Here is a 23,503-nt window from a genome sequence, read left to right on the forward strand (position 1 = left end):
GCATTCAGCCATTGGGCAGGTGCTGCGCGAGCGCGTCGAGCACCGCCATGCGAACGGCGACGCCCATCTCGACCTGCTCCCGGATCAGCGACTGGGCGCCGTCGGCCACCTCCGAGGAGATTTCGACGCCGCGGTTCATCGGGCCGGGGTGCATCACGAGCGCGTCCGGCGCGGCCAGCGAGAGTTTTTCGCGGTCGAGCCCGAAATAGCGGAAATACTCCTTCGAGGACGGAACGAAGGCGCCATTCATCCGCTCGAGCTGCAGGCGCAGCATCATGACGATGTCGACGCCGTCCAGCCCCTTGCGCATATCGCGGAAGACCTGGACGCCCATGCGCTCGACACCGGTCGGCAGCAGGGTCGAGGGTGCGATCAGGCGCACCTTGGCGCCGAGTGCGTTGAGCAGGATGATATTGGAACGAGCGACGCGCGAATGCACGATGTCGCCGCAGATCGCGACGGTGAGCCCAGCAATACGGCCCTTGTTGCGGCGGATCGTCAGGGCGTCGAGCAGCGCCTGGGTCGGGTGCTCATGGGCGCCGTCGCCGGCGTTGACCACCGAGCAATCGACCTTGCGGGCAAGCAGGTTGACCGCGCCGGCCGCATGATGGCGCACCACCAGAATGTCAGGCCGCATCGCGTTCAGCGTCGCGGCCGTGTCGATCAGCGTCTCGCCCTTCTTCACCGAGGAGGAGCTGACCGACATGTTCATCACGTCGGCGCCGAGGCGCTTGCCCGCCAGCTCGAACGAGGCCTGCGTCCGCGTCGAGGGCTCGAAGAACAAATTGATCTGGGTGCGGCCGCGCAAGGTCGCGGTCTTCTTCTCGACCTGGCGCGAGAGCGCGACATAGGTCTCGGCGCGCTCGAGCAGGGCCTCGATATCCAAATGGGACAGCCCCTCGATCCCGAGGAGGTGCCGGTGCGGATAGAGCGGTGCGGTCGCTGTCATTTGAAGACCGCTGTTTAGGGGCGAGTCGTGGCCAGCGCAAGGCAGCGCGCGCTTTCCCTGTGGGTCATTCCGCCTTCAAGGCATAGACGTGCTGCTCGCCCGGGAACTGCCGGCTGCGCACCTCGGCCGCATAGGTCTGCACTGCTTCGCGCGCCTGCCCGGCCAAGTCGCCATAGGCCTTGACGAATTTCGGCACGCGGCCGGTCAGGCCGAGCATATCGTCGAGGACGAGGACTTGGCCGTCGCAGATCGCAGAGGCGCCGATGCCGATGGTCGGGATCGCGATCCGGCCGGTGATCTCGGCGGCCAGCGGCTCGGCGACGGCCTCGACTACCAGCGAGAAAGCGCCTGCATCGGCAATCGCCATTGCATCGGCGATGATCGCCGGCCACTCGGCCTTGCTGCGCCCTTGCGCCTTGTAGCCGCCGAGCGTGTTGACCGCCTGTGGCGTCAGGCCGACATGGCCCATCACCGGCACGCCGCGCTCGACCAGGAAGCGCACCGTCTCGGCCATCCGGAGGCTGCCTTCGAGCTTCACGGCGCCCGCGCCGGTCTCCTTGAGCAATCGTGCGGCGTTGCGGAAGGCCTGCTCCCGACTTTCCTCATAGCTGCCGAACGGCATGTCGATCACGACCAGCGAGCGCGTCGTGGCACGCGTTACCGCCTGTCCGTGCAGGCTCATCATCTCCAGTGTCACCGGGACGGTGCTGTCGAGCCCGTAGACGACCATGCCGAGCGAGTCGCCGACCAGCGTGATCTCAGCGACCTCGTCGACGATCCTCGCCATCGGCGCGGTATAGGCGGTCAAGGCGACGAGCGGCTCGCCGCCCTTGCGCCCGCGGATATCGAGCGAAGTCAGCCGGGTTGTCCGGTTCTGCGACGACATGCTCAGTTCTCCCGCCGTTTAGCGCCAAAATGGCAACGGCTGGTGACGTAGCCTGACCGCCCTCCTCCGAAAAGTAGAATCGAGTTTGACAGGACTGGCCGCGTGAACCACTTTCGCGCGCAATCCCGAACCGCTATCAACGCGCCCCGCGCCAAGTTCGGCGAGGTTGGCACGCTAGAGCCCGTTCCGATCGCCTGCATCGCAAGCTGATCGGTCAAACGGTCTCTTCTGAAAGCGAGAGACGGATTCACCGATCAGGATATAGACCTGATCGGCTCCGGCTCTCGTGCCGCCCCGCCGCTTGCCTATGAGATCGAAAGCGTCATGAAGCTCCTCATCGTCGAGTCGCCGGCCAAGGCCAAGACGATCAATAAGTATCTCGGGCCCGATTACGAGGTGATCGCCTCGTTCGGGCATATCCGCGATCTGCCGGCGAAGGACGGCTCGGTCGATCCCGAGAACGATTTCGCCATGCTCTGGGAGACCGAGGGGCGCGGCGCCAAGCAGGTGGCCGAGATCGCGCGGGCAGCCAAGAACGCCGAGAAGGTCATCCTCGCAACCGACCCGGATCGCGAAGGCGAGGCGATCTCCTGGCATGTGCTCGAGGCACTGAACCAGAAGCGCGTGCTCAAGGGCATTCCGGTCGAACGCGTCACCTTCAACGCGGTGACCAAGGACGCGGTGCAGAAGGCTTTGGCCAATCCGCGCCCGATCGACCAGGCGCTGGTCGACGCCTATCTGGCGCGCCGCGCCCTCGATTATCTCGTCGGCTTCACGCTTTCCCCGGTGCTCTGGCGCAAATTGCCCGGCGCCCGCTCGGCCGGGCGCGTGCAGTCGGTCGCGCTCAGGCTGGTCAGCGACCGCGAGCGTGAGATCGAGGCCTTCCGAGCGCGTGAGTACTGGTCGCTGATCGCGACGCTCGCGACCGGCAGCGGCGCGACCTTCGATGCACGTCTCAGCGGCGCGGACGGCAAGAAGATCACCCGGCTCGACATCGGCACCGGCGATGAGGCCGCGGCTTTCAAGGCCGCGCTGGAGACCGCGCGATTCTCGGTCGCCGAAGTCGAAGCCAAGCCGGTCAGGCGCCATCCCCAACCACCCTTCCAGACCTCGACCCTGCAGCAGGAGGCCTCGCGCAAGCTCGGCATGGCGCCGGCCCGCACCATGCAGGTGGCGCAGCGGCTCTATGAGGGCGTCGACATCGGCGGCGAGACCGTCGGCCTGATCACCTATATGCGAACCGACGGCGTCGACATGGACGGCTCGGCGATCGTGGCGGCGCGGCGGGTCATCGGCAAGGAGTTCGGCGACAATTACGTGCCGGATGCCCCGCGCAAATACACGGTCAAGGCCAAGAACGCGCAGGAAGCGCACGAAGCGATCCGCCCGACCGATCTCGGCCGTTTGCCCGCCATGGTCGCGCGCAATCTCGAGCCGGAGCAGGCGAAACTCTACGAACTGATCTGGAAGCGCACCATCGCCAGCCAGATGGAATCGGCCTCGATGGAGCGCACCACGGTCGACATCGCCGCCCAGGTCGGCGCCCGCGGTCTCGAACTGCGTGCGACCGGCCAGGTCGTGCTCTTCGACGGCTTCCTGACGCTCTATCAGGAGAGCCGTGACGACGAGGAAGACGAGGACTCAAAGAAGCTGCCCCCGATGAAGGCAGGCGATCCGCTGGAGAAGCGCGCCATCGCCGCCGACCAGCATTTCACCGAGCCGCCGCCGCGCTTCTCGGAGGCCAGCCTGGTCAAGCGCATGGAAGAGCTCGGCATCGGCCGGCCCTCGACCTATGCCGCGACGCTGGCGACGCTGCGCGACCGCGAATATGTCCGGATCGAGAAGAAGCGCCTCGTGCCCGAGGACAAGGGCATGCTGGTCACGGCGTTCCTGGAGAGCTTCTTCAAGCGCTATGTCGAGTTCGACTTCACGGCGAGCCTGGAGGAGAAGCTCGACCTGGTCTCCAGCGGCGATGTCGACTGGAAGGTATTGCTGCGCGAATTCTGGGACGAGTTCACCAAGTCGATCGGCGAGACCAAGGAACTGCGCGTCGGTGACGTGCTGGAAGCGCTGAACGGGATTCTCGGCCAGCATGTCTTCCCGCCGCGCGCCGATGGCGGCGATCCGCGCGGCTGCCAAGTCTGCGGTACCGGCACGCTCTCGCTCAAGCTCGGCAAGTTCGGCGCCTTCGTCGGCTGCTCGAACTATCCCGAATGCCGCTTCACCCGCCCGCTCAGCGCTTCCGCCGCCGAGGGGGACGGCTCGGCCGAAGGCGGCCAGACCCAGAACGGCGTGCGCATCCTGGGCAAGGACCCGGCGACGGATCAGGAGGTGAGTGTCCGCGACGGCCGCTTCGGCCCCTATATCCAGCTCGGCGAGGGTGAGAAGCCGAAGCGTTCGAGTTTGCCCAAGGGCGACACCGTTGGTTCACTGACGCTGGAGAAGGCGCTCGCCCTGCTCTCGCTGCCGCGCGAGGTGGCGAAGCATCCGACGAGCGGCGAGCCGATTCTCGCTGGCATCGGCCGCTACGGGCCTTACGTCCAGCACGGCAAGACCTACGCCAATATCGACAAGGCCGACGACATCCTCGAAATCGGGGCGAACCGGGCCATCGACCTGATCGTCGCCAAGGAGAGCGGCGCAGGCGGTCGCCGCTTCGGCGCCGCGGCGACACCGGGACGCGAGCTTGGCGATCATCCGCAAGGCGGCAAGATGGAAGTCAGGGGCGGCAAATACGGGCCTTATGTCGCCTGGGGCAAGGTCTACGCCACCCTGCCGAAGACGATGACGCAGGAGAGCATCACCGCGGAGCAGGCGATCGAATTGGTCAACGCCAAGGCGGCGGCCGGTGGTGGCGCCAAGGGCAAGACGAAAGCACCTGCCAAGAAGCCGGCGGCCTCCAAGAAGGCTCCGGCGAAGGCGAAGAGCGCCAAGCCCAAGAAGACCGCCGCCGCCAAGGGCTGAGACTGGCGGAGGCGCGGCTCAGGTTAACTCCGCATTCAAGGCCTCAGGTTACCTTGCGGCGCCGCGATCAAAACAGCGGCGTGCGGGGGACATCATGAAATCCATCAGGACCCAGATTTTGGGGCTGATCGCGATTGTCGCGGCTGGCGCCTTAGTTGCACTCGGCTGCGCATTGTTGGCGATGACCCGCATCGACACGATGAATGGGCGCTCATCGCAGCAGAATCACATCGCGCTGGCTGCCGAACGCCTCAATGCCGCGGTCAATCTCGTCATCGCTGATTCCTACCTTGTCTACACCGCGCGCAACCCGCATTTCGCCGGTATCGCCGCAACGACGGTCGAGGGCGGCCTGACCAAAGTCGAGGAACGCCGCAAGGATCTCGCCAAGGTCGTTCCCGCCAGCGAGCGCGAGCGCATGGAGAAGATCAGCGGACTGATCGCCGAATTCACCGGCATCCGGCTCGAGACCACGCGCATGGTTCGCGAGATTTCGGCCCGCGCCGCCGAAGCCTGGGGCAACAGCGACGCCAGCAAGAAGAACCGCGCGACGCTGCAGGAGGAGCTCACCTCACTGAGCAGCTTCAACGAGGCACGCGCCAACGAAGTCGATGCGGAGGCGACCACCTTCTTCGAACAGGTGCGGATCTTCTTGCCGATCGCGCTCATTCTGGTCCTCGGCGCCGCCATTGCCGGCGCGCTCGTCTTCTCTCGACGCTCGATCATTCGTCCCCTCGTCGATCTTGGCGGCACGATGAGCCGCCTGACCGCAGGCGATACGCAGATCGAGGTGCCGCACACCAGGCGCCGAGACGAGATCGGCGAGATGGCGCGAGCCGTTTCGGTGCTACGCGAGAGCACCGAGCAGGTCGCCCTGCTGCAGGAGCAGGAGCGTGCCGCTGCCGCAGCGCGGATTCGCTCGGCGGACGCGATGGCCTCGGTGGTGTCGGATGTCGGCGAAGTCGTCGCAGCCGCTGCCGCCGGCGATTTCTCGGCCCGGCTCCAGATCGACCATGGCGACGAGCAGATGCAGCAGCTCGTCGCCGGGATCAACGAGATCAACGCGGTGGTCGACAATGCCACCACGGAATTCGTCGCGGTGCTGCAGGCCCTGGCCGCCGGCGATCTGACCAACCAGGTGCCGACCGCCTATCGCGGGCGCTTCGCCGAGCTGAAGGACGCGATCAACGAGACGATGTCGCGCCTGTCCTCGACGGTCAGTACAATCCAGACGATGTCGGCCGATGTCGGATTGTCGGCGCGCGAGATCAATACGGGCGCGGACGACCTCTCCAAGCGGACCGAGGAACAGGCCTCCTCGCTTGAAGAAAGCGCCGCCACGACGGAGCAGCTCGCGGCGTCGGTGAAGGCAGCCGCGCTGTCCGCCCAGCAAGCCGTCCAACAGGCCGGCCAGGCCATGCAGGTCGCCCAGGACGGCGGCAACATCGTCACCGATGCGGTCTCGGCCATGGTCCGGATCGAGCAGGCTTCGAAGAAGATTTCCGACATCATCCGCGTGATCGACGATATCGCCTTCCAGACCAACCTTCTCGCCCTGAATGCAGCGGTCGAAGCTGCGCGCGCTGGCGATGCCGGCAAGGGCTTCGCGGTCGTGGCGAGCGAGGTCCGCACCCTCGCCCAGCGTTCGAGCGAGGCAGCCAAGGATATTTCCGGCCTGATTTCCTCCTCGAACAGCGAGGTCGAGGCCGGGGTGAAGCTCGTGCGCCAGGCCGGCAATGCGCTCACCCGCATCGTCGAAGCGGCGGGAAGCGTCCAGGCGACCGTCTCGGAGGTCGCCGCCGCTTCGAGCGAGCAGGCCAACGGCATCGAGGAGATGAGCCAGACCGTCGCCCATATGGACGAGATGACCCAGCAGAATGCTGCGCTGGCCGAGCAGAGTGCCGCGTCCGCCGGTGCGCTTTCCAGCAAGATCGGTGAGCTCAATGCCCTGGTCGCTGGCTTCCGGACCAGCGAGAGCCCTGGCGCCCTGTCGCGCCAACCGGCTGCGTCCGAGCCGGAAAGGCTGCGGACGCTGGCGGAAGCCGCCTTTGCTCAGCAGCAGCCCACGCCGCGCCGCGAGCGCGCAACTCCCGCTCGCATTCCAGCTCCAGCTCGCAAGGTCGCGAACGCCCGCGGTGGCGACGCCGGGTGGGAAGAGTTCTGAGAGAGACCGAAGCGCAGAGCCTATCGCGCACTAGGCTCGAAACCCAATTGGGGTTGCTGGAGAGGTGATGGTCTGATTCCTTGGCGTCCGGAGGTTTTTGGATGGCAAGGAAGCGAGAGGTTTATTGGCTGTCGGATCCTGAATGGGAGGCGATTCAGCCGCATTTGCCTCGGGGCCGGCGCGGGGCGCGGCGAGTGGACGACCGCCGTGTGATCTCCGGCATCATGCACATGCTGCGCTCGGGCGGGCGTTGGAAGGACTGCCCGACGATCTATGGCCCCTCGACCACGGTCTATAATCGCTGGAACCGCTGGAGCCGGCAGGGTGTGTGGGAACGGATCTTCTACGCATTGACCGGCTCGGACGGGGTGTTCACCGGTGCGGTGGATTCCACCCACATCAAGGCTCATCGTTCGGCGGCGGGCGCAAAAGGGGGGCTCATCATCACGCCATTGGCACCTCGCGCGGCGGGCGGACCACCAAGATCCATGCGCTGAGCGATGATCGCGGACGGCCCGTCGCTTTCGTCCTGACGCCCGGCAACGCCCATGACCTCGCCGGCGCCAGGGCGCTGCTCGCCATCCGCCGGCCCAGCCACAAACTGCTGGCCGACCGGGCCTATGACGCCGCCAGCCTGCGAGACTGGCTCGTCGAGCGCGGAACTGAGCCTGTCATCCCGCCCAATCCAACCCGCAAGAACCCGCACGCCTACGACCGCGAGGCCTATCGCGCGCGAAACCTCATCGAACGCATGTTCTGCAGGCTCAAGGACTTCCGCCGCATCGCGACACGATACGACAAACGCGCAGACATCTTCCTCTCAGCCGTTTGCATCGCAGCCGCAATCACCTGGTGGGCAATTGAGTCTCGGCCCTAGCGGGAAACCGCGTGTCATCCCGGCCGAGGCGAAGCGCAGAGCCGGGATCCATGCCTGAACCTCTGTCGGAAGCGCTCCGGCATGGATCCCGGGTCAAGCCCGGGGTGACCGCGTAGTTCCGCGAGAATCTGCATGCCCCAGGCAAGTCTGTGCGAGCCGGCAGCCCAGGGCCTCATACTTAGAACCGGATCCAGTCAGGTTGGTGCAAGTTCATCGGAACGGGCTCCAGCCCGCCGCTATCAGCGCCGCTTGATGCGCTGCAGATGGCAGATTTTGACGCGCCCGCCCCTTCCGTCCGAACGCCAGCTGCAGCCCGGATTGCGCGGCCGGCCTTCATGGATGTGATAGACGCCACGGTTCCTGCGGTCGAAGCGCTGGTTCGAGACATCGTGCCCGCCGATGCGGACATTGTTGCCGAAGCGCACTTCGGCAACGGCGGGGACTGTCGTCGCGAGCGGAAGTGCGAGCACCGAGAGTGCAAGCAGGCGTGCTGCTCGATGGACCAGTCTCGTCATTCGCCGATCAGACCAGCGTGACGCTGCTCGCGCAAGGTTAGGTGGCTGGCGAGCTTTCAGCTCCGGCCGGCGACCACGACGAGCTGCTTGATTTCGCCACGCAGGAAGGCCTGCAGGAAGCGCTCATAGTCCTTGACCGAGACGCAGCCATTCGAATCGCCACGCGGCCCGAGCAGGTAGTTGTGCACCAGCAACCCGGCGCGGCCGAAGATCTTGCCGCTGCCGCCGACCGGATGCATGCGGATCGCACGCACGCCATGGAACAGGGATTCGCGCTCGGTCAGATTGTAGACGTGCGGCGGCGTTGGCCCATGCATGCGGACATGGACGAAGCGCAGGTCGTTCATTTTGTCGCCGAGGCCGGAATTGGCCTCCAGCCGCTCGCCATTGGGCAAATAGACGACGCGCGCGCTGATGTCGTAGATCGCTGTCTTGCCGCCGGCGACCGGCGTGGACGCCAGCGGTATCGGCGCCGGAGCGACGGTCAGGCCGCTGCCGCGACCGCTGCGCTGGGTGATGTCATCCTGCGGCGCCGCATAGGCGAGACGCTCGCCGGAAGTCTGCGGCGCATTCGTGCCGAAGAGCTTTTCGAAGAAGGAGCGGTTGTCGGTGGGCTCGGCCTTGGCGACGACATCCTTGCTCTGGCGCGACGTCGCGCGCGTTGCGACGCTCGGCTCCGGCGGCTTCGGAAATTTCAGATCCGCCGGACGCGGGACCGGGCGCGGGGCGATCAGGGCAATCTGCGGCGGCTCGGCAGCGGGTTGGATCGCGACCGTGGTCGTTGCCAGGCTCGGCTTGGCGAGATCGGACGGGGTGATCGAGCCGGTCGTTTCAGGATCAGCCATCGCCGACTGGAAACGACCAGACAAGGGCGCACTGCCAGCGAGCGACTGAGCAACGTAGCCGACGACATAGCCAGGGCGGAGCAGCGGCGTCGATGTGTGCGCCAGCGGCGCTGAATTCGTCGGAGCGTGTTTCTTGGCCGCCGGGCTTGCGATAACCGCAGGCTCGGCCTGCCTGCCCGACCAGGCAGAGAAACCCGCCATCGCACCACCGGCAACGGCCACGAGCACGCCAAGGCGAATGAAGGGACTGCGGCGCCGACGCTTCAGGCTATAGGAATAGCCGGCGAACTTGTTCGAGCTACGCATACGCAACGCCTCAGGACACTTTGCAAGCATCCCGCTCAGGCGCAGCGCCGCTCTCGTCTTGCCGACACGCTCTATCGCGCTGGGCAGACCGTTTCGGCCTGTTCGTCAGTCTCGGGAAGCCCCAACCTCGTCCACGCATTGAGCGCGAAGCTGGTTAATTCCCGATGAATCGAAACAGTCTTACGGAAAGCTGACGCGCTGCGGCAAGGTCTGCCGCAGCGCGTCCTGATAGCTTTTGGAACGCTCAAGCCAGGGGCTTCAGCCCGGCCTCGATCGCCGCCCGCTTCGGCTCGAGGAAAGGCGGAAGCGCAAGCCCCTCGCCCATCGTCTCGAAGGGCTCGTCGGCGGCGAAGCCCGGCCCGTCGCTGGCGATCTCGATCAGCACGCCATTCGGCTCGCGCAGATAGAGCGAGCGGAAATAGAAGCGATCGACCGGGCCGCTGTTCGGATAGCCAGAGGCGCGCAGCCGCTCGGCCCAGGCGTCGTACTCGCCGAAGCTCGGCGTCCGCAAAGCGAGATGGTGGACACCGCCAGCGCCTTCACGCGCAGAAGCAAGACCGGGCTCGACCGCGACATTGAGCTCCGCCGCCGGGCCGCCCTCGCCGATCCGGAAGACATGGATGTCGCCGGTAGCATGGCTTGCGTCACGGTAATCGGCGATACGCTCCAGCCCGAGCAGCTTGGTCAGGACGAGTTCGGTCCGCTCGATCTGCGGCACCGAGATCGTCACCGGGCCAAGGCCACGAATCTGATGCTCGGCCGGCACCGAGCTCTTCTCCCAGGCGACGAACGGGATCTCGCCGCCATCGACGACGAGCGTCAGGCGCTGGCCCTCCGGATCCTCGAAATCGAGCGCGGCGCGGCCATTGAGCAGCCGCGTCTCGGAGACCGCGACGCCGGCAGCCGTCAGCCGCTCGCGCCAGAAGTCGAGCGAGGCCTCGTTCGCGACCCGGAGCGAGGTCCGGGTGATCGAATTCGTCCCGCGCCGGGCGGGAGAAGTCGGCCAGTCGAAGAAGGTCAGGTCGGTCCCGGGCGAGCCGGCGCCGTCGGCATAGAACAGGTGATAGGCGGAGGTGTCGTCCTGGTTCACCGTCTTCTTGACCAGGCGCAGGCCGAGCGTCTCGACATAGAAGCGCCGGTTTTGCGCAGCCTGTGCGGTGATGGCGGTGACGTGGTGGATGCCGGTGAGTTGCATGATGTGGGCCCCTTGGTTGTGCGCCTCATCGAAAGACGCAGCAGGATCGGTTGCCCAGGAAGATAGCTATTGCGACGACGCCATAAAGACAGCGTCAATCCAATCATAAATTGCACAAACGCAATGTCAGCCCCCTCACTTCGAGGGAGCGGAGGTCGCCGGCGCATCAGATTGCTTCGGCATGCTGCTCTTGTCGCCCGGAGCCGGAGGCGTGGTGCAGTCCTGCGGCCTGTTCTTGCAGTCATAGACCATGGTCGGCGCAGCCGATTGCCCGGCCTGTCCGGCCGAAGGCAGGATCATGTTCTGGCCCTTGTCGACCTGGCTCGGATGCGTGGTCGTCGGGCCGACGCCGGAGTTGTCGGGCTGTTTTGTGGTTTGAGGTGTCTGCGCCATGGCGGCGGTGGTCAGCGCGACCGTCGTCAGCAGGGCAAGCATCGTCGTTCTGGCGGCCATGGTGAATCTCCGAACCTCATGAGGCGTTCGTCGATCAACCCGCGGCCGCGAGTTCGGGTTCCCGCCTATTCCGCCGCCCGCGCAGCCGGAGTGGTCATCGCATCAGCCGGCGCGCCGCCATGCCGGCTCGGCTTGGCCTTGAGCTTGAGGGTCTCGAGGTCATCGCGCTCGCGCGGCGTGTTGCGCATGAGCTGGTCCTTGCCGGGCTGATACTGAACCGGCTGTGCGACATCGGCGCCGTACCAGGCCGCCGCCCGCAGCACGAAGGACGGGTCGGCCAGATGCGGTCTGCCGAGTGCGACGAGATCGGCGCGGCCGGCGGCGACGATGGTGTTGGCCTGATCGGCCGAAGTAATGGCGCCGACGCACATGGTCGCGATACCGGCCTCGTTGCGGATCCGGTCCGCGAACGAGGTCTGGAACATGCGGCCATAGAGCGGCCGCGCTCGCGGCGTGGTCTGCCCGGTCGAGACGTCGACGAGGTCGCAGCCCGCCTGCGCGAAGGCCTCCGAGATCGCGACCGAATCGTCCGGACTGAGGCCACCCTCTTGCCAGTCGGTCGCGGAGATTCGCACCGACATCGGTTTGTCGGCCGGCCAGGTTTCGCGAAGCGCGGCAAAGACTTCGAGCGGATAGCGTAGGCGGTTTTCGAGCGAGCCGCCATAGGCGTCCGTGCGCTGGTTGGTCAACGGCGAGAGGAAGCTTGCCAGCAGATAGCCATGGGCGCAGTGCAGCTCGAGCATGTCGAAGCCGGCGCGCAGGCCGCGCTTGGCCGCCGCGACGAAATCGGCCGTAATCCGGTCCATGTCGGCCCGCGCCAGCTCGCGCGGGATCTGGCTCTCGGGATAGTACGGCAAGGGCGAGGCGGAGACGATCGGCCAGGCGCCCTCGTCGAGCGGCCGGTCCATCCCGTCCCACATCAGCTTGCTCGCGCCCTTGCGCCCGGCATGGCCGAGCTGCAGGCAGATCTTCGCCGTCGAGTTGGCGTGGGCGAAATCGACGATGCGCGTCCAGACGCCTTCCTGCTCGTCGCTGTAGAGGCCGGTGCAGCCGGGCGTGATGCGGGCATCGGCCGAGACACAGGTCATCTCGGTGAAGACGAGCCCTGCCCCGCCGATGGCGCGCGCGCCGTAATGCATCAGGTGCCAGTCACCCGGTAGGCCTTCCTGCGCGGAATACTGGCACATGGGCGAGACGACGAAGCGGTTCGCGACCCGCATCTCGCGCAGGGCGAAGGGCTGGAAGGCCGGCGGCACCGGCGTGCCGTCACGGCGCGACACCTGATCGGCACCGAGATCGTCAGCGACAACCCGATCGATCGCAGCGACAAATTCGGGCGCGCGTAGAGCGAGGTTGTCGTAGGTGATCGCCTTGGAGCGCGTCATCAGCCCGAAGGCGAAGCGCAGCGGCGCGAAATCCCAGAAGCGCTTGAGCTGCTCGAACCAGACCAGCGAGACGTCGGCGGCGTGCTGGGTTTTCTCGACCTCCTCGCGCCGTCCGGTCTCGAAGGCTGAGAGCGCTGCCTTGACGTCGAGCCCGGCGCGATGGAAGGCGCGGTGCAGCGCAATCGCATCTTCCATGGCGAGCTTGGTGCCCGAGCCGATCGAGAAATGCGCCGTTGCCTTGGCGTCGCCGATCAGCACGACATTATCGGCCACCCAGTTGGCGCAGCGGATCATCGGGAACTGCCGCCAGAGCGAGCGATTGGTGATCAGCCGGTGGCCCTGCAGTTCCTCGGCGAAGACCTGTTCGAGGAAAGCGGCCGTGCCGGCCTCGTCCATGCCTTCCAGCCCGGCGCGGGCGAAGGTCTCGGGGTCGGTCTCCAGCACCCAGGTCGATTGCCCGACCTCGTACTGGTAGCAATGGGCGATAAAGACGCCGTGCTCCGTCTCCTTGAAGAAGAAGGTGAAGGCGTCGAAGGGCCGGGTCGAGCCCATCCAGACGAAGCGGTTCGGTCTGAGGTCGACCTCCGGCGCGAAGCGTTCGCGATCGCCCTCACGGATGCGGCTGTTGATGCCGTCGGCGGCGACGACGAGATCGTAATCGCGCTTCAGCGCCGCGACATCCTCGATCTCCTGCGAGAAGACGAGTCTGACGCCGACCTGACGCGCCCGCTCCTGCAAGAGCATCAGCAATGTACGGCGCGAGCAGCCGCAGAAGCCGTTGCCGGGCACGCGCTGCGCCGTGCCTTTGAAATGGATCTCGATGTCGTCCCAATAGGCGAAGCTTTTGACGATCGCCTCGTAGCTCGGCTGGTCGGCCGCCTTGAACAGGTCGAGCGTCTGGTCGGAGAAGACGACGCCGAAGCCGAAGGTGTCGTCGTCGCGATTGCGCTCGAACACGGTAACGTCGAGTGCCGGCCAGTCTCGCTTCATCAGCAGCGCGTAATAGAGCCCCGCCGGTCCGCCGCCCACGACTGCAATGCGCATCACGCTCTCCCTGGCTCGCAAAATCATTTTAAACCTAAAATAATTTTGGCTCAAGCCTCTCGCTGGAAGCCAACGACGAGACATCGGCCGGGTTATGGAAACTCATCGATATATCGCGCAATATGCTGTTATACCGCATTATTTCGCGCCTTCCCGTAGATCGCGTATCGCCTCTTGCAAAATGTTTCAGACCTAAAATATATTGGCCTGCAAGAGGGAGTGAACGGCATGGCATCGGCTCTGACGGGACAGCATGCCCTGGTGAGCGGCGGCGGACGCGGCATCGGCCGCGCCATCGCCACCGCGCTCCGCCAGGCCGGCGCCCGCGTCTCGATCATCGGCCGCAATGACGACATCCTGCAACAGGCAGTGCTCGACGGTGCTGCCGATGCCGCCCATTCCGTCGACGTGACCAATGAAACCGCAGTGAGCGAGGCGATGGCCGGGCTCGCAGCAGGACAACCGTTCGACATCGTCGTCGCCAATGCCGGCGCGGCCGAAAGCGCGAGCTTCCCGCGCAGCGATGCAGCGCTGTTCCGGCGCATGGTCGAGATCAACCTGATCGGCACGGTGAACTGCTTCCGGCCTGCTTTGCCCGCCATGACCCAGCGCGGTTCCGGGCGGCTGATCGCCATCGCCTCGACCGCTGGCCATCGCGGCTACGCTTACGTCTCGGCCTATGTCGCCGCCAAGCATGCGGTCGTAGGCCTCGTGCGCTCGCTGGCGCTGGAGACGGCTCGGAGTGGCGTCACCGTCAACGCCGTCTGCCCAGGTTATACCGACACCGACATGGTCGCCGGCAGCCTGACCACGATCGCCGCCAAGACCGGCAAGACTCGTGAGGAAGCGCTGGCGGAGCTCACCAAGGACAATCCGCAGCACCGGCTGATCACGCCGGAGGAAGTCGCGGCCACCGTCCTCAATCTCTGCGGACCTGAGAGCCGTAGCATCACCGGTCAGTCCATCCTGATCAATGGCGGGGAGTTCTGACCATGGAAATCCCGTCCAGCGCCCCCCCGCTCGATCGCGAGACCAAGGCGAGCGAACGCCCCGGCGACCACAAGGACGAGCTTCGGCTCTGGCTGCGGATGCTGACCTGCTCGACCCTGATCGAGAGCGAAATCCGCACCCGCCTGCGCGAGGAATTCAAGACGACGCTGCCGCGCTTCGATCTGATGGCGCAGCTCGAGAAGTCGACCACCGGCATGACCGTCGGCGAGGTCTCGCAGCGCCTGATGGTCTCGAACGGCAATGTCACTGCGGTCGTCGCCGGCCTGCTGGCCGACGGCTTGGTCGACAAGCGCCCGGCTGCGCAGGACCGGCGCGTCCAGGTGCTGACGCTGACCGCCCAGGGCCGGCGCGCCTTCAAGGCGATGGCCGAGCGCCATGAAGGCTGGATCGCCGAGCTTTTCGTCGGGCTTGGGTCCGCCGAGATCGGCCAGCTTTTCCGGCTGCTCGGCGGGGCCAAAGCGTCGCTGCACCAGGCCATCAGCAAGCGCCAGAGCGGCACGCCGACCACGGCGGGAGACAACGAATGACCAGCGCCAACCCTGTCACCCTGCCGCTCTCCGGCTTCCAGCCGCAGCATTTCCAGCTCACTGTCGCCGGCAAGGTCGCGACCGTGACGCTGAACCGGCCGGAGAAGAAGAACCCGCTGACCTTCGAGAGCTATCGCGAGCTGACCGACTTCTTCCTCGCCGCGCAGAAGGACGACGAGGTCAAGGCGATCGTGGTGACCGGTGCCGGCGGCAATTTCTCCTCGGGCGGCGACGTCTTCGAGATCATCGGGCCGCTGGTCGCAATGGACACGAAAGACCTGCTCAAGTTCACGCGGATGACGGGGGAACTGGTCAAAACCATGCGGGCCTGCCCGCAGCCGGTCATCGCCGCGATCGACGGCATCTGCGCCGGCGCCGGCGCGATCGTCGCCATGGCCTCGGATCTCAGGTTCGGCGCGGCCGAGACGAAGATCGCCTTCCTGTTCAACCGCGTCGGCCTCGCCGGCTGCGACATGGGCGCCTGCGCGATGCTGCCGCGCATCGTTGGGCAGGGGCGCGCTGCTGAGCTGCTCTATACCGGCCGGGTACTCAAGGGCGAGGAAGCCGAGCGCTGGGGCTTCCTCAACCGGCTGATCGCTCGCGAGAGCGTGCTCGCCGAGGCGCAGGCGCTGGCCGGGGAGCTCGCCGACGGGCCGACCTTCGCCAACGCCATGACCAAGCGCATGCTCGAAATGGAATGGGCGATGTCGGTCGAGTCCGCGATCGAGGCGGAAGCGGTGGCGCAGGCGCTGTGCATGCAGACCGAGGACTTTTCCCGCGCCTATCACGCCTTCGCCGAGAAGCGGAAGCCGGTCTTCGAGGGCAACTGATATGGTCTCCCTTGGCCTCGGCATTCTTGGCGACACACTCGGCTGGCCCTTCTTCGAGGCGCATCACCGCGACTTCGCGCAGAGGCTTTCCGCCTGGGCCGACGCTACCCTGCCCGGACTGCCGCATGACGATGTCGACGAAGCCTGCCGCGCTCGCGTGAAGGCGCTGGGCGAGGCCGGCTTCCTCAAAGCCGCCGTGCCAGCGGAATACGGCGGTTTGCACGCGGCGCTCGACGTGCGCACGCTCTGCCTCGCCCGCGAGATCCTGGCCGCCCGCGACGGGCTCGCCGATTTCGCCTTCGCCATGCAGGGGCTGGGAACGGGCGCGATCACCGTCGCCGGCTCGCCCGAGATGAAGGCTCGCATCCTGCCGGCGGTGGCGCGTGGCGAACGGATCGCCGCCTTCGCCCTCTCCGAGAAGGAGGCCGGCTCCGATGTCGCCGCTTTGGCGACGACGGCGACGCCGGATGGCAACACCCATGTCCGGATCGACGGTGAGAAGACCTGGATCTCGAATGGCGGTATCGCCGATCATTATGTCGTCTTCGCCCGCTCCGGCGAGGCGCCCGGCGCACGCGGGCTCTCGGCCTACCTGGTCGAGGCCGATACGCCCGGCCTCTCCATCACCGAGCGCATCGACGTGATCGCGCCGCATCCGCTGGCGACCTTGCGCTTCGAGGCCTGCCGCATCCCGGTGGAAAACCGCATCGGCGGGCCTGGCGACGGCTTCAAGGTCGCGATGGCGACGCTCGACATCTTCCGCTCGACGGTCGGCGCCGCCGCGCTCGGCTTTGCCCGCCGCGCCCTGCACGAGACCGTGTCGCACGCGAAGAGCCGCAAGCTCTTCGGCGGCACGCTCGGCGATCTCCAGCTTTCGCAGGCCGCGATCGCCGACAGCGCAGCCGAGGTCGATGCCGCCGCCCTCCTCGTCTACCGCGCCGCCTGGACCAAGGATCAGGGCGCACCCCGCGTCACCCGCGAGGCGGCGCTCGCCAAGCTGGTCGCGACAGAGAACGCCCAGAAGGTGATCGACCGTGCCGTGCAGATCCATGGCGGACTCGGCGTCACCCGCGGGGTCAAGGTCGAGGAACTCTACCGCGAGATCAGGGCACTCAGGATCTACGAAGGCGCCAGCGAGGTGCAGAAGGTCGTGATCGCCCGCGACCTGCTGAAGTAAGGCCGAGCATGTTCCGCAAAAGTGGAAACCGGTTTTGCGACAAGAACATGCTCAAAAAATAGACCAGGGGAACGAGATGGATACCGCAGGGTTCATGCGGTCGGGACATGTGGACGGCTTCGCGCGGGACAACCTGCCGCCGCGCGAAAGCTGGCCGCGCCTCGACCTCGCCGCGGCCGGGCTGAGCTATCCGGAGCGGCTCAACGTCGTCACCGAATTCGTCGACCGCCATGTCGCCGAGGGTCGTGGCGGGCATGACGCAGTGATCGGGCCGAGCGAGAGCTGGAGCTATCAGGCGCTCGCCGACAAGGTGAACCGCATCGCCAACGTGCTCACCCACGATCTCGGCATGGTGCCAGGCAATCGCGTGCTCCTGCGTGCCGCCAACACGCCGATGATGGTCGCGACCTATTTCGCTGTGCTGAAAGCCGGCGGCGTCGTGGTCGCGACCATGCCGATGCTGCGTGCCGGCGAGATCGCCTATCCGATCCGCAAGGCGAAGATCGCGCTGGCGCTGTGCGACGCCTCATTAGTCGGCGAACTCAAGGCAGCTCAAGCTCTTGCACCTGAACTCTCGACCATTGTGACATGGGGAGACGGCGCCCTCGAAACCCTGATGGGGAAAGCCGGCTACGAAGTCTTCGAGCCGGCTGACACGGCGCAGGACGATGTCTGCCTGATCGCCTTCACCTCGGGCACCACCGGCGAGCCCAAGGGCACCATGCATTTCCAGCGCGACCTGCTGGCGATCTGCGATGCTTACGGCGCGCGCGTCCTCAAGGCCTTGCCTGACGACCGCTTCATCGGCTCGCCACCGCTCGCCTTCACCTTCGGGCTCGGCGGCATCGTGCTGTTCCCGTTGCGGATCGGCGCCGCCTGCGTGCTGCCGGCCAAGGTCGCACCGCCCGATCTCGCCGAAGCGATCGAGCGCTACCGTGCCACCGTCTGCTTCACCGCGCCGACCGCCTATCGCGCCATGCTCGGCAAGCTCGGCGAGCGCGATCTCTCCTCGCTGCGCATCTGCGTCTCCGCCGGCGAAGCGCTGCCGAAGGCGACCTTCGACGCGTGGCAGGAAGCGACCGGGCTGCCATTGATGGACGGCATCGGCGCAACCGAGATGTTGCACATCTTCATCGGCGCGCCGCGCGAGGCAATCCGCCCTGGGGCGACCGGCCTGCCAGTGCCGGGCTATGAAGCGAAGATCGTCGACGAGGACGGCAGGCAAGTGCCCGACGGTACGCCGGGTCGCCTCGCCGTGCGCGGCCCTACCGGCTGCCGCTATCTCGCCGATCCGCGCCAGGCCAAATACATCCTCGACGGCTGGAACATCACCGGCGACACCTATTTGCGCGATGCCGACGGCTATTTCTGGTACCAGGCCCGCTCCGACGACATGATCATCTCGGCCGGCTACAATATCGCCGGGCCGGAAGTCGAAGCCTGCCTGCTGACACATGAGGCGGTGGCCGAATGCGGCGTCGTCGGCGCCCCCTGCCCGGAGCGCGGCCAGATCGTGAAGGCCTATGTGCTGCTGCGCGAAGGCTTCGCCGGCGATGCCGCTTTGGCGAAGGCGCTGCAGGATCACGTCAAGGCGGCGATCGCGCCTTACAAGTACCCCCGCGCCATCGCTTTCGTGACAACCCTGCCGAAGACCCCTACCGGGAAGCTGCAACGTTTTGCCCTGCGCGAGATCGCGCGCCAGGAAGCGGCCGCAGCCTCCTGACTCCTATTGAGAAAGACCACGCCATGACCAGCGGCTCGCCGCCTTCCGATACCATCTCGCGCCGCGCCCGCGCCGTTCTGCCCGAAGGCTGGCCGCAGCCGCGCGGCTACGCCAACGGCATGGTCGCCGAAGGCAAGGTTCTGATGACCGGCGGGCTCGTCGGCTGGGACGCGAACGGCGTCTTCGCCAAGGGCTTCGTCGCGCAAGTCGGCCAGACGCTCGCCAACATCAAGGCGGTGGTCGAGGCCGGCGGCGGCCAGGTCGAGGATATCGTGCGGTTGACCTGGTACGTCACCGACATCGAGGCCTATCGCACCAGCCTGGCCGAGCTGGGGCCGGCCTATCGCGCCAATTTCGGTCGTCATTTCCCGGCGATGGCGGTGGTTGCCGTCGCGGCTTTGGTCGAGCCCGAGGCGATGGTCGAGATCGAGGCGACGGCGGTGCTGGCGGGCTGAGCACTCGGCCCGGTAGGGTTTCCGGGTCGATAGGAATTTACCAAGAATTATCCACGATACTCGACGGCGCCGCCCGGTCCGGGCGGTGCGTAACCAGGAGTATCGCATGACAAGCATCGGCGGCGTTGGGGGCTTTCGCCCGCCACCGCCCGGAAAACCACTGAGCTTCGACAAGCTCGACGGCAACAGCGACGGGGTACTTAACCTCGATGAATTTGCCGCCGGCGCACCGAAGGGTGCCGACAGTAAGAAAACCGAGAAGCTGTTCAAGGCGATGGACGCCGACCAGGACGGCTCGGTCAGCAAGGCGGAATCGGACGCCTTCAAGGCGAAGTTCGAGAAGGCCGACCAGCAGATGCAGGCCCTCCTGCTGATGCTCCAGTCGGATACGGCCAGCGCCACGACGGCGAAGAAGGCCGACGCCAAGGACGGCGACGACAAGAACTACTTCGCCAAGCTCGACGCCGATTCCGATGGTAGCGTCGCCAAGGAAGAATTCCTGAAGGCGGTCGCCCCCGATGGCGATGGCTCGAACGGCCTGCTCAGCCGCCTCTTCGCCGCGATGGACGCGGACCAGGACGGCAAGATCTCCAAGAAGGAGATGGACGACTTCAAGAAGCAGATGGAGGAACGCGCCGCGCACCGGCCGCCGCCACCGCCGCCACCAGAAGTCGCCGGCGCGTCCGAAGCCTATGGCCAGACCTACCAGCTCGGAGCAAAACCTCCAGCTGGCGCGACCTATTCCCAGGCGGCTTAAGTCACCGCTTGCGCAACGCCGGGCCGGCAGAAGGCCGTCCGGCGCTCTTCAGATCCCGCTCTTAGATTCCCGCCCCGTCATAGAGCGCAGGCGGAGCCTTCCTCGCCCATAGTCTGGCATGCAGGCCCTTCAGCAGCGGCCGCAGCGCGATATCGCCCAACCCAAGAGCAGCGGCGAGAGCCCATTGCCCCGTCGGCAGCGCCACGGCGGCGAAGACGAATAATCCGGACGCCAGACGCCAGCTCGCCGCCTCGAGCCAGGCCCGCCGCTCCTGCGCACCGCGCCAGCCGACTAAACGCAGAATTGCGCGGCCAGCAGCACCGGCTTCCGTCACAGAGCGAGCCTTGTCCCGAGCCGTGCGGATCTCGACGAAGCCGAAGGCGACCGTCTGATTGCTGAGCCTGTCGATCAGGATGAAGCCGCCAAGCTCGCGGCTGCGGGCATAGTCGAGCACCGCGAGCGGCCGGTCGAGCTTCAGCGTCGCCAATCCGATGCCGTTCATCACCAGGCTCTGGGCCGGCGTTTCGGCATAGCTCTCGATATCGACGCTGTGATGCAGCCGGACGATCTGGGCGTTTGCGGTCGACGTGGCGAGCTTGAGGATGAACTCGCCGCCTTCACGCAGCGCCGCCTCGCCGGTCCAGAGCAGGCGCGCCCGCAGTTCCTGTTGCACAATGGGAGCGTGTGTCAGCGAGGCGATGACGTCGCCGCGCGAGATATCGATCTCGTCGGCGAACGTGACGGTGACCGACTGGCCGGCGCTCGCCTGTGAGACGTCTCCGGATGGCGCGAGGATCCGCGTAATCGTGCTGCGGCGGCCCGACGGCAGCGCCGAGATCGCATCCCCGACCCGCAGGCGCCCTTGCGCAACCGTGCCGGCAAAGCCGCGGAAATCGAGGTCGGGCCGGTTGACCCATTGCACCGGCAGAGCGAAGCCGGCCTCGACCTCAGCCTCGGCGACGACCACGACGGATTCGAGCAGAGGCAGCAGCGCCGGCCCGCGATACCAGGGCGTCAGGCTGGAGAGGCTGGTGACGTTCTCGCCGTCGCGAGCCGAGACCGGAACGAAGTCGATGCTGGCGAAGCCTAAGCCCGCGACCGCCTTGCGGTAGTCCTGCTCGATCTGCTTGAAGACCGCCTCGTCATAGCCGACCAGGTCCATCTTGTTGATGGCGACGACGACATGGCGGACGCCGACCAGCGAGACGATGAAGGAGTGTCGGCGCGTCTGCGGCAGCAGGCCCTTGCGGGCGTCGATCAGGATGATGGCGAGGTCGGCGGTCGAGGCGCCGGTCGCCATGTTGCGGGTGTACTGCTCATGGCCGGGCGTGTCGGCCACGATGAAGCTGCGAGCGTCGGTCGAGAAATAGCGATAGGCGACATCGATGGTAATGCCCTGCTCGCGCTCGGCCGAGAGCCCGTCGACCAGTAGCGCGAAGTCCGGCGCCGCGCCTTGCGTGCCGAACTTGCGGGAGTCGCTGTCGAGTGCGGTGAGCTGGTCGTCGAAGACCGCGCCCGCCTCGTAGAGGATGCGTCCGATCAGCGTCGATTTGCCGTCGTCGACCGAGCCGCAGGTGATGAAGCGCAGCAAAGCGCGGGCGCTGCCCTCGGTGTTTTGGCCCTGGTCATTGGCGGGATGCGGCTGGCCAGCCGGAGCGGGCTGGCCCTTCAACTTCGCGAGCGCCGCCATCAGAAATAGCCTTCCTGCTTCTTCTGTTCCATCGAGCCGGAGCCGTCATGGTCGATAACGCGGCCCTCGCGTTCCGAAGAACGCGACGTGCGCATCTCCGTGATGATGTCGGTGAGGTTCGTCGCCTCGCTCTCGACGGCACCGGTCAGCGGGTAGCAGCCGAGCGTGCGGAAGCGGACCATCCGGGTCTCGACCACTTCGCCAGGCAGAAGGTCCATGCGCTCGTCGTCACGCATGATCCAGGCGCCGTTGCGACGCACGACCGGGCGCGGCGCGGCAAAATAGAGCGGTACGACCGGGATGTTCTCGAGCGCGATGTAGTCCCAGACGTCCTTCTCAGTCCAATTGGACAGCGGAAAGACACGGAAGCTCTCGCCCGGCGCCTTGCGCGTGTTGAACAGCCGCCAGGGCTCTGGGCGCTGGTTCTTCGGGTCCCAGCGATGCTGCTCCGAGCGCAGCGAGAACACCCGCTCCTTGGCCCGGCTCTTCTCCTCGTCGCGACGGGCGCCGCCGAAGGCCGCATCGAAGCCGTGCTTGTCGAGCGCCTGCTTCAGCCCTTGTGTCTTCATCACGTCGGTGTGCAAGCGCGAGCCGGAGGCGAACGGGTTCACGCCGGCGCGCACGCCCTCCTCGTTGATGTGCACGATCAGGTCGAGCCCGAGCCGACTGGCGGTCTGGTCGCGGAAGGCGATCATGTCCCCGAACTTCCAGGTCGTATCGACATGGAGCAGCGGAAACGGCGGCTTGCCGGGATAGAAGGCCTTCATGACGAGATGCAGCAGGACGGCGGAGTCCTTGCCGATCGAATAGAGCAGCACCGGTTTCTCGCAGGTCGCGGCGACCTCGCGAATGATGAAGATCGCTTCGGCTTCGAGCTTCTGCAGATGACTGAGCTGGATCACGCCAAAACCTCCGCGGCCGGCTTGGACCGCACCAGCCGGCCATCCGGACCGACATGCAGGCCGCATTCCTTCGCGGCCTCCTCTTCCCACCACCAGCGCCCGGCCCGCTCCGGCTCGCCCGGATGAATGGCGCGGGTGCAGGGCTGGCAGCCGATCGAGAGGAAACCCTGCTCGTGCAGCGGGTTGAGCGGGATGTCGTGCTTGCGGGCGAAGGTCATCGCCTCGTCGCGCGACCAGTCGAGCAGCGGGTTGACCTTGACCAAACCACGCGCCCGATCGACCTCGGCGAGCGCCACGCCGCCGCGTGCTGCCGATTGATCGGCGCGCAGACCGGTGATCCAGGCTGCGGCGCCGGCGAGCGCGCGGCCGAGCGGCTCGACCTTGCGGACGTTGCAGCAGGCCTTGCGGGCCTCGATCGAATTGTAGAAGCCGTTGATGCCATGGCCGAGCACGAAGGCCTCGACCGCGTCGTGCCGGGGATAGAACGGCGTGATAGCAATACCGTAGCGCCTTTCGGTTTCCGCCCAGAGCGCATGGACCTCGCCGAAGAGCCGGCCGGTATCGAGGGTGACGATCGCGATCGGCAGCTTCTGCGTGGCGATCAGATGGGTGACGACCTGATCCTCGAGGCCGAAGCTGGTCGTGAAGACGAGGCGCCCGGAAACCTGCCGCACCAGTCCCGCGAGACGTTCGCCGGCATCCGCCGTTCCGAACGTAGCATTGAGATTTTCGGCCTGTTCCTGCAACTCGAACATGTGCTTGCTCTACACGGATGACGCCGACGCGAACCGCTCAGCGACACCGTCACCCGTCCCAAACCGATCACTCGGCCGTTCTGTAAATCGAAC

At 66.3% G+C, this 23,503-nt stretch carries 20 protein-coding genes; 10 read left to right on the forward strand and 10 right to left on the reverse strand.

What is annotated here, in order from left to right:
* Positions 1 to 4 precede the first annotated feature (4 nt).
* The gene (locus tag ACSQ3M_RS04490; protein WP_436148857.1) at positions 5 to 949 is read right to left on the reverse strand and encodes an aspartate carbamoyltransferase catalytic subunit; all 945 of its coding nucleotides are present in this window, start codon (positions 947 to 949) and stop codon (positions 5 to 7) included.
* A gap of 64 nt (positions 950 to 1,013) precedes the next feature.
* Positions 1,014 to 1,835 (reverse strand): 3-methyl-2-oxobutanoate hydroxymethyltransferase, encoded by an 822-nt coding sequence (gene panB / locus ACSQ3M_RS04495; RefSeq protein ID WP_436148858.1) that lies wholly within the window; start codon positions 1,833 to 1,835, stop codon positions 1,014 to 1,016.
* 324 nt (positions 1,836 to 2,159) lie between these two features.
* Here panB and topA point away from each other — a divergent pair, with 324 nt between their 5' ends.
* The 3 genes from topA (at position 2,160) to ACSQ3M_RS04510 (ending at position 7,840) form a co-directional block, all read left to right on the forward strand.
* Positions 2,160 to 4,799: a type I DNA topoisomerase gene (gene topA, locus ACSQ3M_RS04500; protein WP_436148859.1), complete on the forward strand. Its 2,640-nt coding sequence runs from the start codon at positions 2,160 to 2,162 to the stop codon at positions 4,797 to 4,799.
* A gap of 94 nt (positions 4,800 to 4,893) precedes the next feature.
* A complete protein-coding gene (locus ACSQ3M_RS04505) occupies positions 4,894 to 6,963 on the forward strand; it encodes a methyl-accepting chemotaxis protein (protein ID WP_436148860.1) in 2,070 nt (689 codons plus the stop codon).
* A 101-nt stretch (positions 6,964 to 7,064) separates the two neighbouring features.
* A protein-coding gene (locus ACSQ3M_RS04510; protein WP_436148861.1) for an IS5 family transposase occupies positions 7,065 to 7,840 on the forward strand; the annotation gives its coding sequence in 2 pieces (ribosomal slippage) (positions 7,065 to 7,394 and positions 7,397 to 7,840; 774 coding nt in all).
* Between the two features lie 239 nt (positions 7,841 to 8,079).
* Here ACSQ3M_RS04510 and ACSQ3M_RS04515 read toward each other — a convergent pair.
* The 5 genes from ACSQ3M_RS04515 to ACSQ3M_RS04535 all read right to left on the reverse strand — a co-directional run bounded on the left by ACSQ3M_RS04515 (position 8,080) and on the right by ACSQ3M_RS04535 (position 13,583).
* Positions 8,080 to 8,355, reverse strand: coding sequence for a hypothetical protein (locus ACSQ3M_RS04515; protein ID WP_436148862.1), 276 nt, complete (start codon positions 8,353 to 8,355; stop codon positions 8,080 to 8,082).
* A gap of 56 nt (positions 8,356 to 8,411) precedes the next feature.
* The gene (locus tag ACSQ3M_RS04520) at positions 8,412 to 9,506 is read right to left on the reverse strand and encodes a tlde1 domain-containing protein (protein WP_436148863.1); all 1,095 of its coding nucleotides are present in this window, start codon (positions 9,504 to 9,506) and stop codon (positions 8,412 to 8,414) included.
* 244 nt (positions 9,507 to 9,750) lie between these two features.
* Positions 9,751 to 10,701, reverse strand: a complete 951-nt coding sequence (locus ACSQ3M_RS04525; protein WP_436148864.1) for a ring-cleaving dioxygenase — start codon at positions 10,699 to 10,701, stop codon at positions 9,751 to 9,753.
* Between the two features lie 135 nt (positions 10,702 to 10,836).
* Positions 10,837 to 11,154, reverse strand: a complete 318-nt coding sequence (locus ACSQ3M_RS04530; protein ID WP_436148865.1) for a hypothetical protein — start codon at positions 11,152 to 11,154, stop codon at positions 10,837 to 10,839.
* 65 nt (positions 11,155 to 11,219) lie between these two features.
* Complete coding sequence (locus ACSQ3M_RS04535; RefSeq protein ID WP_436148866.1) at positions 11,220 to 13,583, reverse strand: bifunctional salicylyl-CoA 5-hydroxylase/oxidoreductase; 2,364 nt, start codon at positions 13,581 to 13,583, stop codon at positions 11,220 to 11,222.
* Between the two features lie 228 nt (positions 13,584 to 13,811).
* Between ACSQ3M_RS04535 and ACSQ3M_RS04540 the strand changes: the two genes are divergently transcribed.
* The 7 genes from ACSQ3M_RS04540 to ACSQ3M_RS04570 all read left to right on the forward strand — a co-directional run bounded on the left by ACSQ3M_RS04540 (position 13,812) and on the right by ACSQ3M_RS04570 (position 20,063).
* Complete coding sequence (locus tag ACSQ3M_RS04540; RefSeq protein ID WP_436148867.1) at positions 13,812 to 14,573, forward strand: SDR family NAD(P)-dependent oxidoreductase; 762 nt, start codon at positions 13,812 to 13,814, stop codon at positions 14,571 to 14,573.
* Positions 14,574 to 14,575: 2 nt separating this feature from the next.
* Positions 14,576 to 15,121, forward strand: coding sequence for a MarR family winged helix-turn-helix transcriptional regulator (locus ACSQ3M_RS04545; protein WP_436148868.1), 546 nt, complete (start codon positions 14,576 to 14,578; stop codon positions 15,119 to 15,121).
* Positions 15,118 to 15,951, forward strand: a complete 834-nt coding sequence (locus ACSQ3M_RS04550) for an enoyl-CoA hydratase family protein (protein WP_436148869.1) — start codon at positions 15,118 to 15,120, stop codon at positions 15,949 to 15,951. The genes ACSQ3M_RS04545 and ACSQ3M_RS04550 overlap by 4 nt, the downstream gene beginning before the upstream one ends.
* A gap of 1 nt (position 15,952) precedes the next feature.
* Complete coding sequence (locus ACSQ3M_RS04555; protein WP_436148870.1) at positions 15,953 to 17,128, forward strand: acyl-CoA dehydrogenase family protein; 1,176 nt, start codon at positions 15,953 to 15,955, stop codon at positions 17,126 to 17,128.
* 76 nt (positions 17,129 to 17,204) lie between these two features.
* The gene (locus ACSQ3M_RS04560; RefSeq protein WP_436148871.1) at positions 17,205 to 18,851 is read left to right on the forward strand and encodes a benzoate-CoA ligase family protein; all 1,647 of its coding nucleotides are present in this window, start codon (positions 17,205 to 17,207) and stop codon (positions 18,849 to 18,851) included.
* Positions 18,852 to 18,874: 23 nt separating this feature from the next.
* A complete protein-coding gene (locus ACSQ3M_RS04565) occupies positions 18,875 to 19,306 on the forward strand; it encodes a RidA family protein (RefSeq protein ID WP_436148872.1) in 432 nt (143 codons plus the stop codon).
* 106 nt (positions 19,307 to 19,412) lie between these two features.
* Positions 19,413 to 20,063, forward strand: coding sequence for an EF-hand domain-containing protein (locus ACSQ3M_RS04570; RefSeq protein ID WP_436148873.1), 651 nt, complete (start codon positions 19,413 to 19,415; stop codon positions 20,061 to 20,063).
* 61 nt (positions 20,064 to 20,124) lie between these two features.
* Here the strand turns inward: ACSQ3M_RS04570 and cysN are convergent, their stop codons facing one another.
* From cysN to ACSQ3M_RS04585, 3 genes are read right to left on the reverse strand one after another with little or no spacing between them, the layout of a single operon-like run.
* Positions 20,125 to 21,753 carry a sulfate adenylyltransferase subunit CysN gene (gene cysN, locus ACSQ3M_RS04575; RefSeq protein ID WP_436148874.1) on the reverse strand — a complete coding sequence of 543 codons (1,629 nt, stop codon included), beginning with the start codon at positions 21,751 to 21,753 and terminating at the stop codon, positions 20,125 to 20,127.
* Positions 21,753 to 22,655 (reverse strand): sulfate adenylyltransferase subunit CysD, encoded by a 903-nt coding sequence (gene cysD, locus ACSQ3M_RS04580; RefSeq protein ID WP_436148875.1) that lies wholly within the window; start codon positions 22,653 to 22,655, stop codon positions 21,753 to 21,755. The genes cysN and cysD overlap by 1 nt, the downstream gene beginning before the upstream one ends.
* Complete coding sequence (locus tag ACSQ3M_RS04585; RefSeq protein WP_436148876.1) at positions 22,652 to 23,410, reverse strand: phosphoadenylyl-sulfate reductase; 759 nt, start codon at positions 23,408 to 23,410, stop codon at positions 22,652 to 22,654. The genes cysD and ACSQ3M_RS04585 overlap by 4 nt, the downstream gene beginning before the upstream one ends.
* Between the last annotated feature and the right edge of the window lie 93 nt (positions 23,411 to 23,503).

Origin of the sequence: Allobosea sp. LjRoot90, assembly GCF_964254315.1 — a bacterium.
Classification (GTDB): Bacteria; Pseudomonadota; Alphaproteobacteria; order Rhizobiales; family Beijerinckiaceae; genus Allobosea.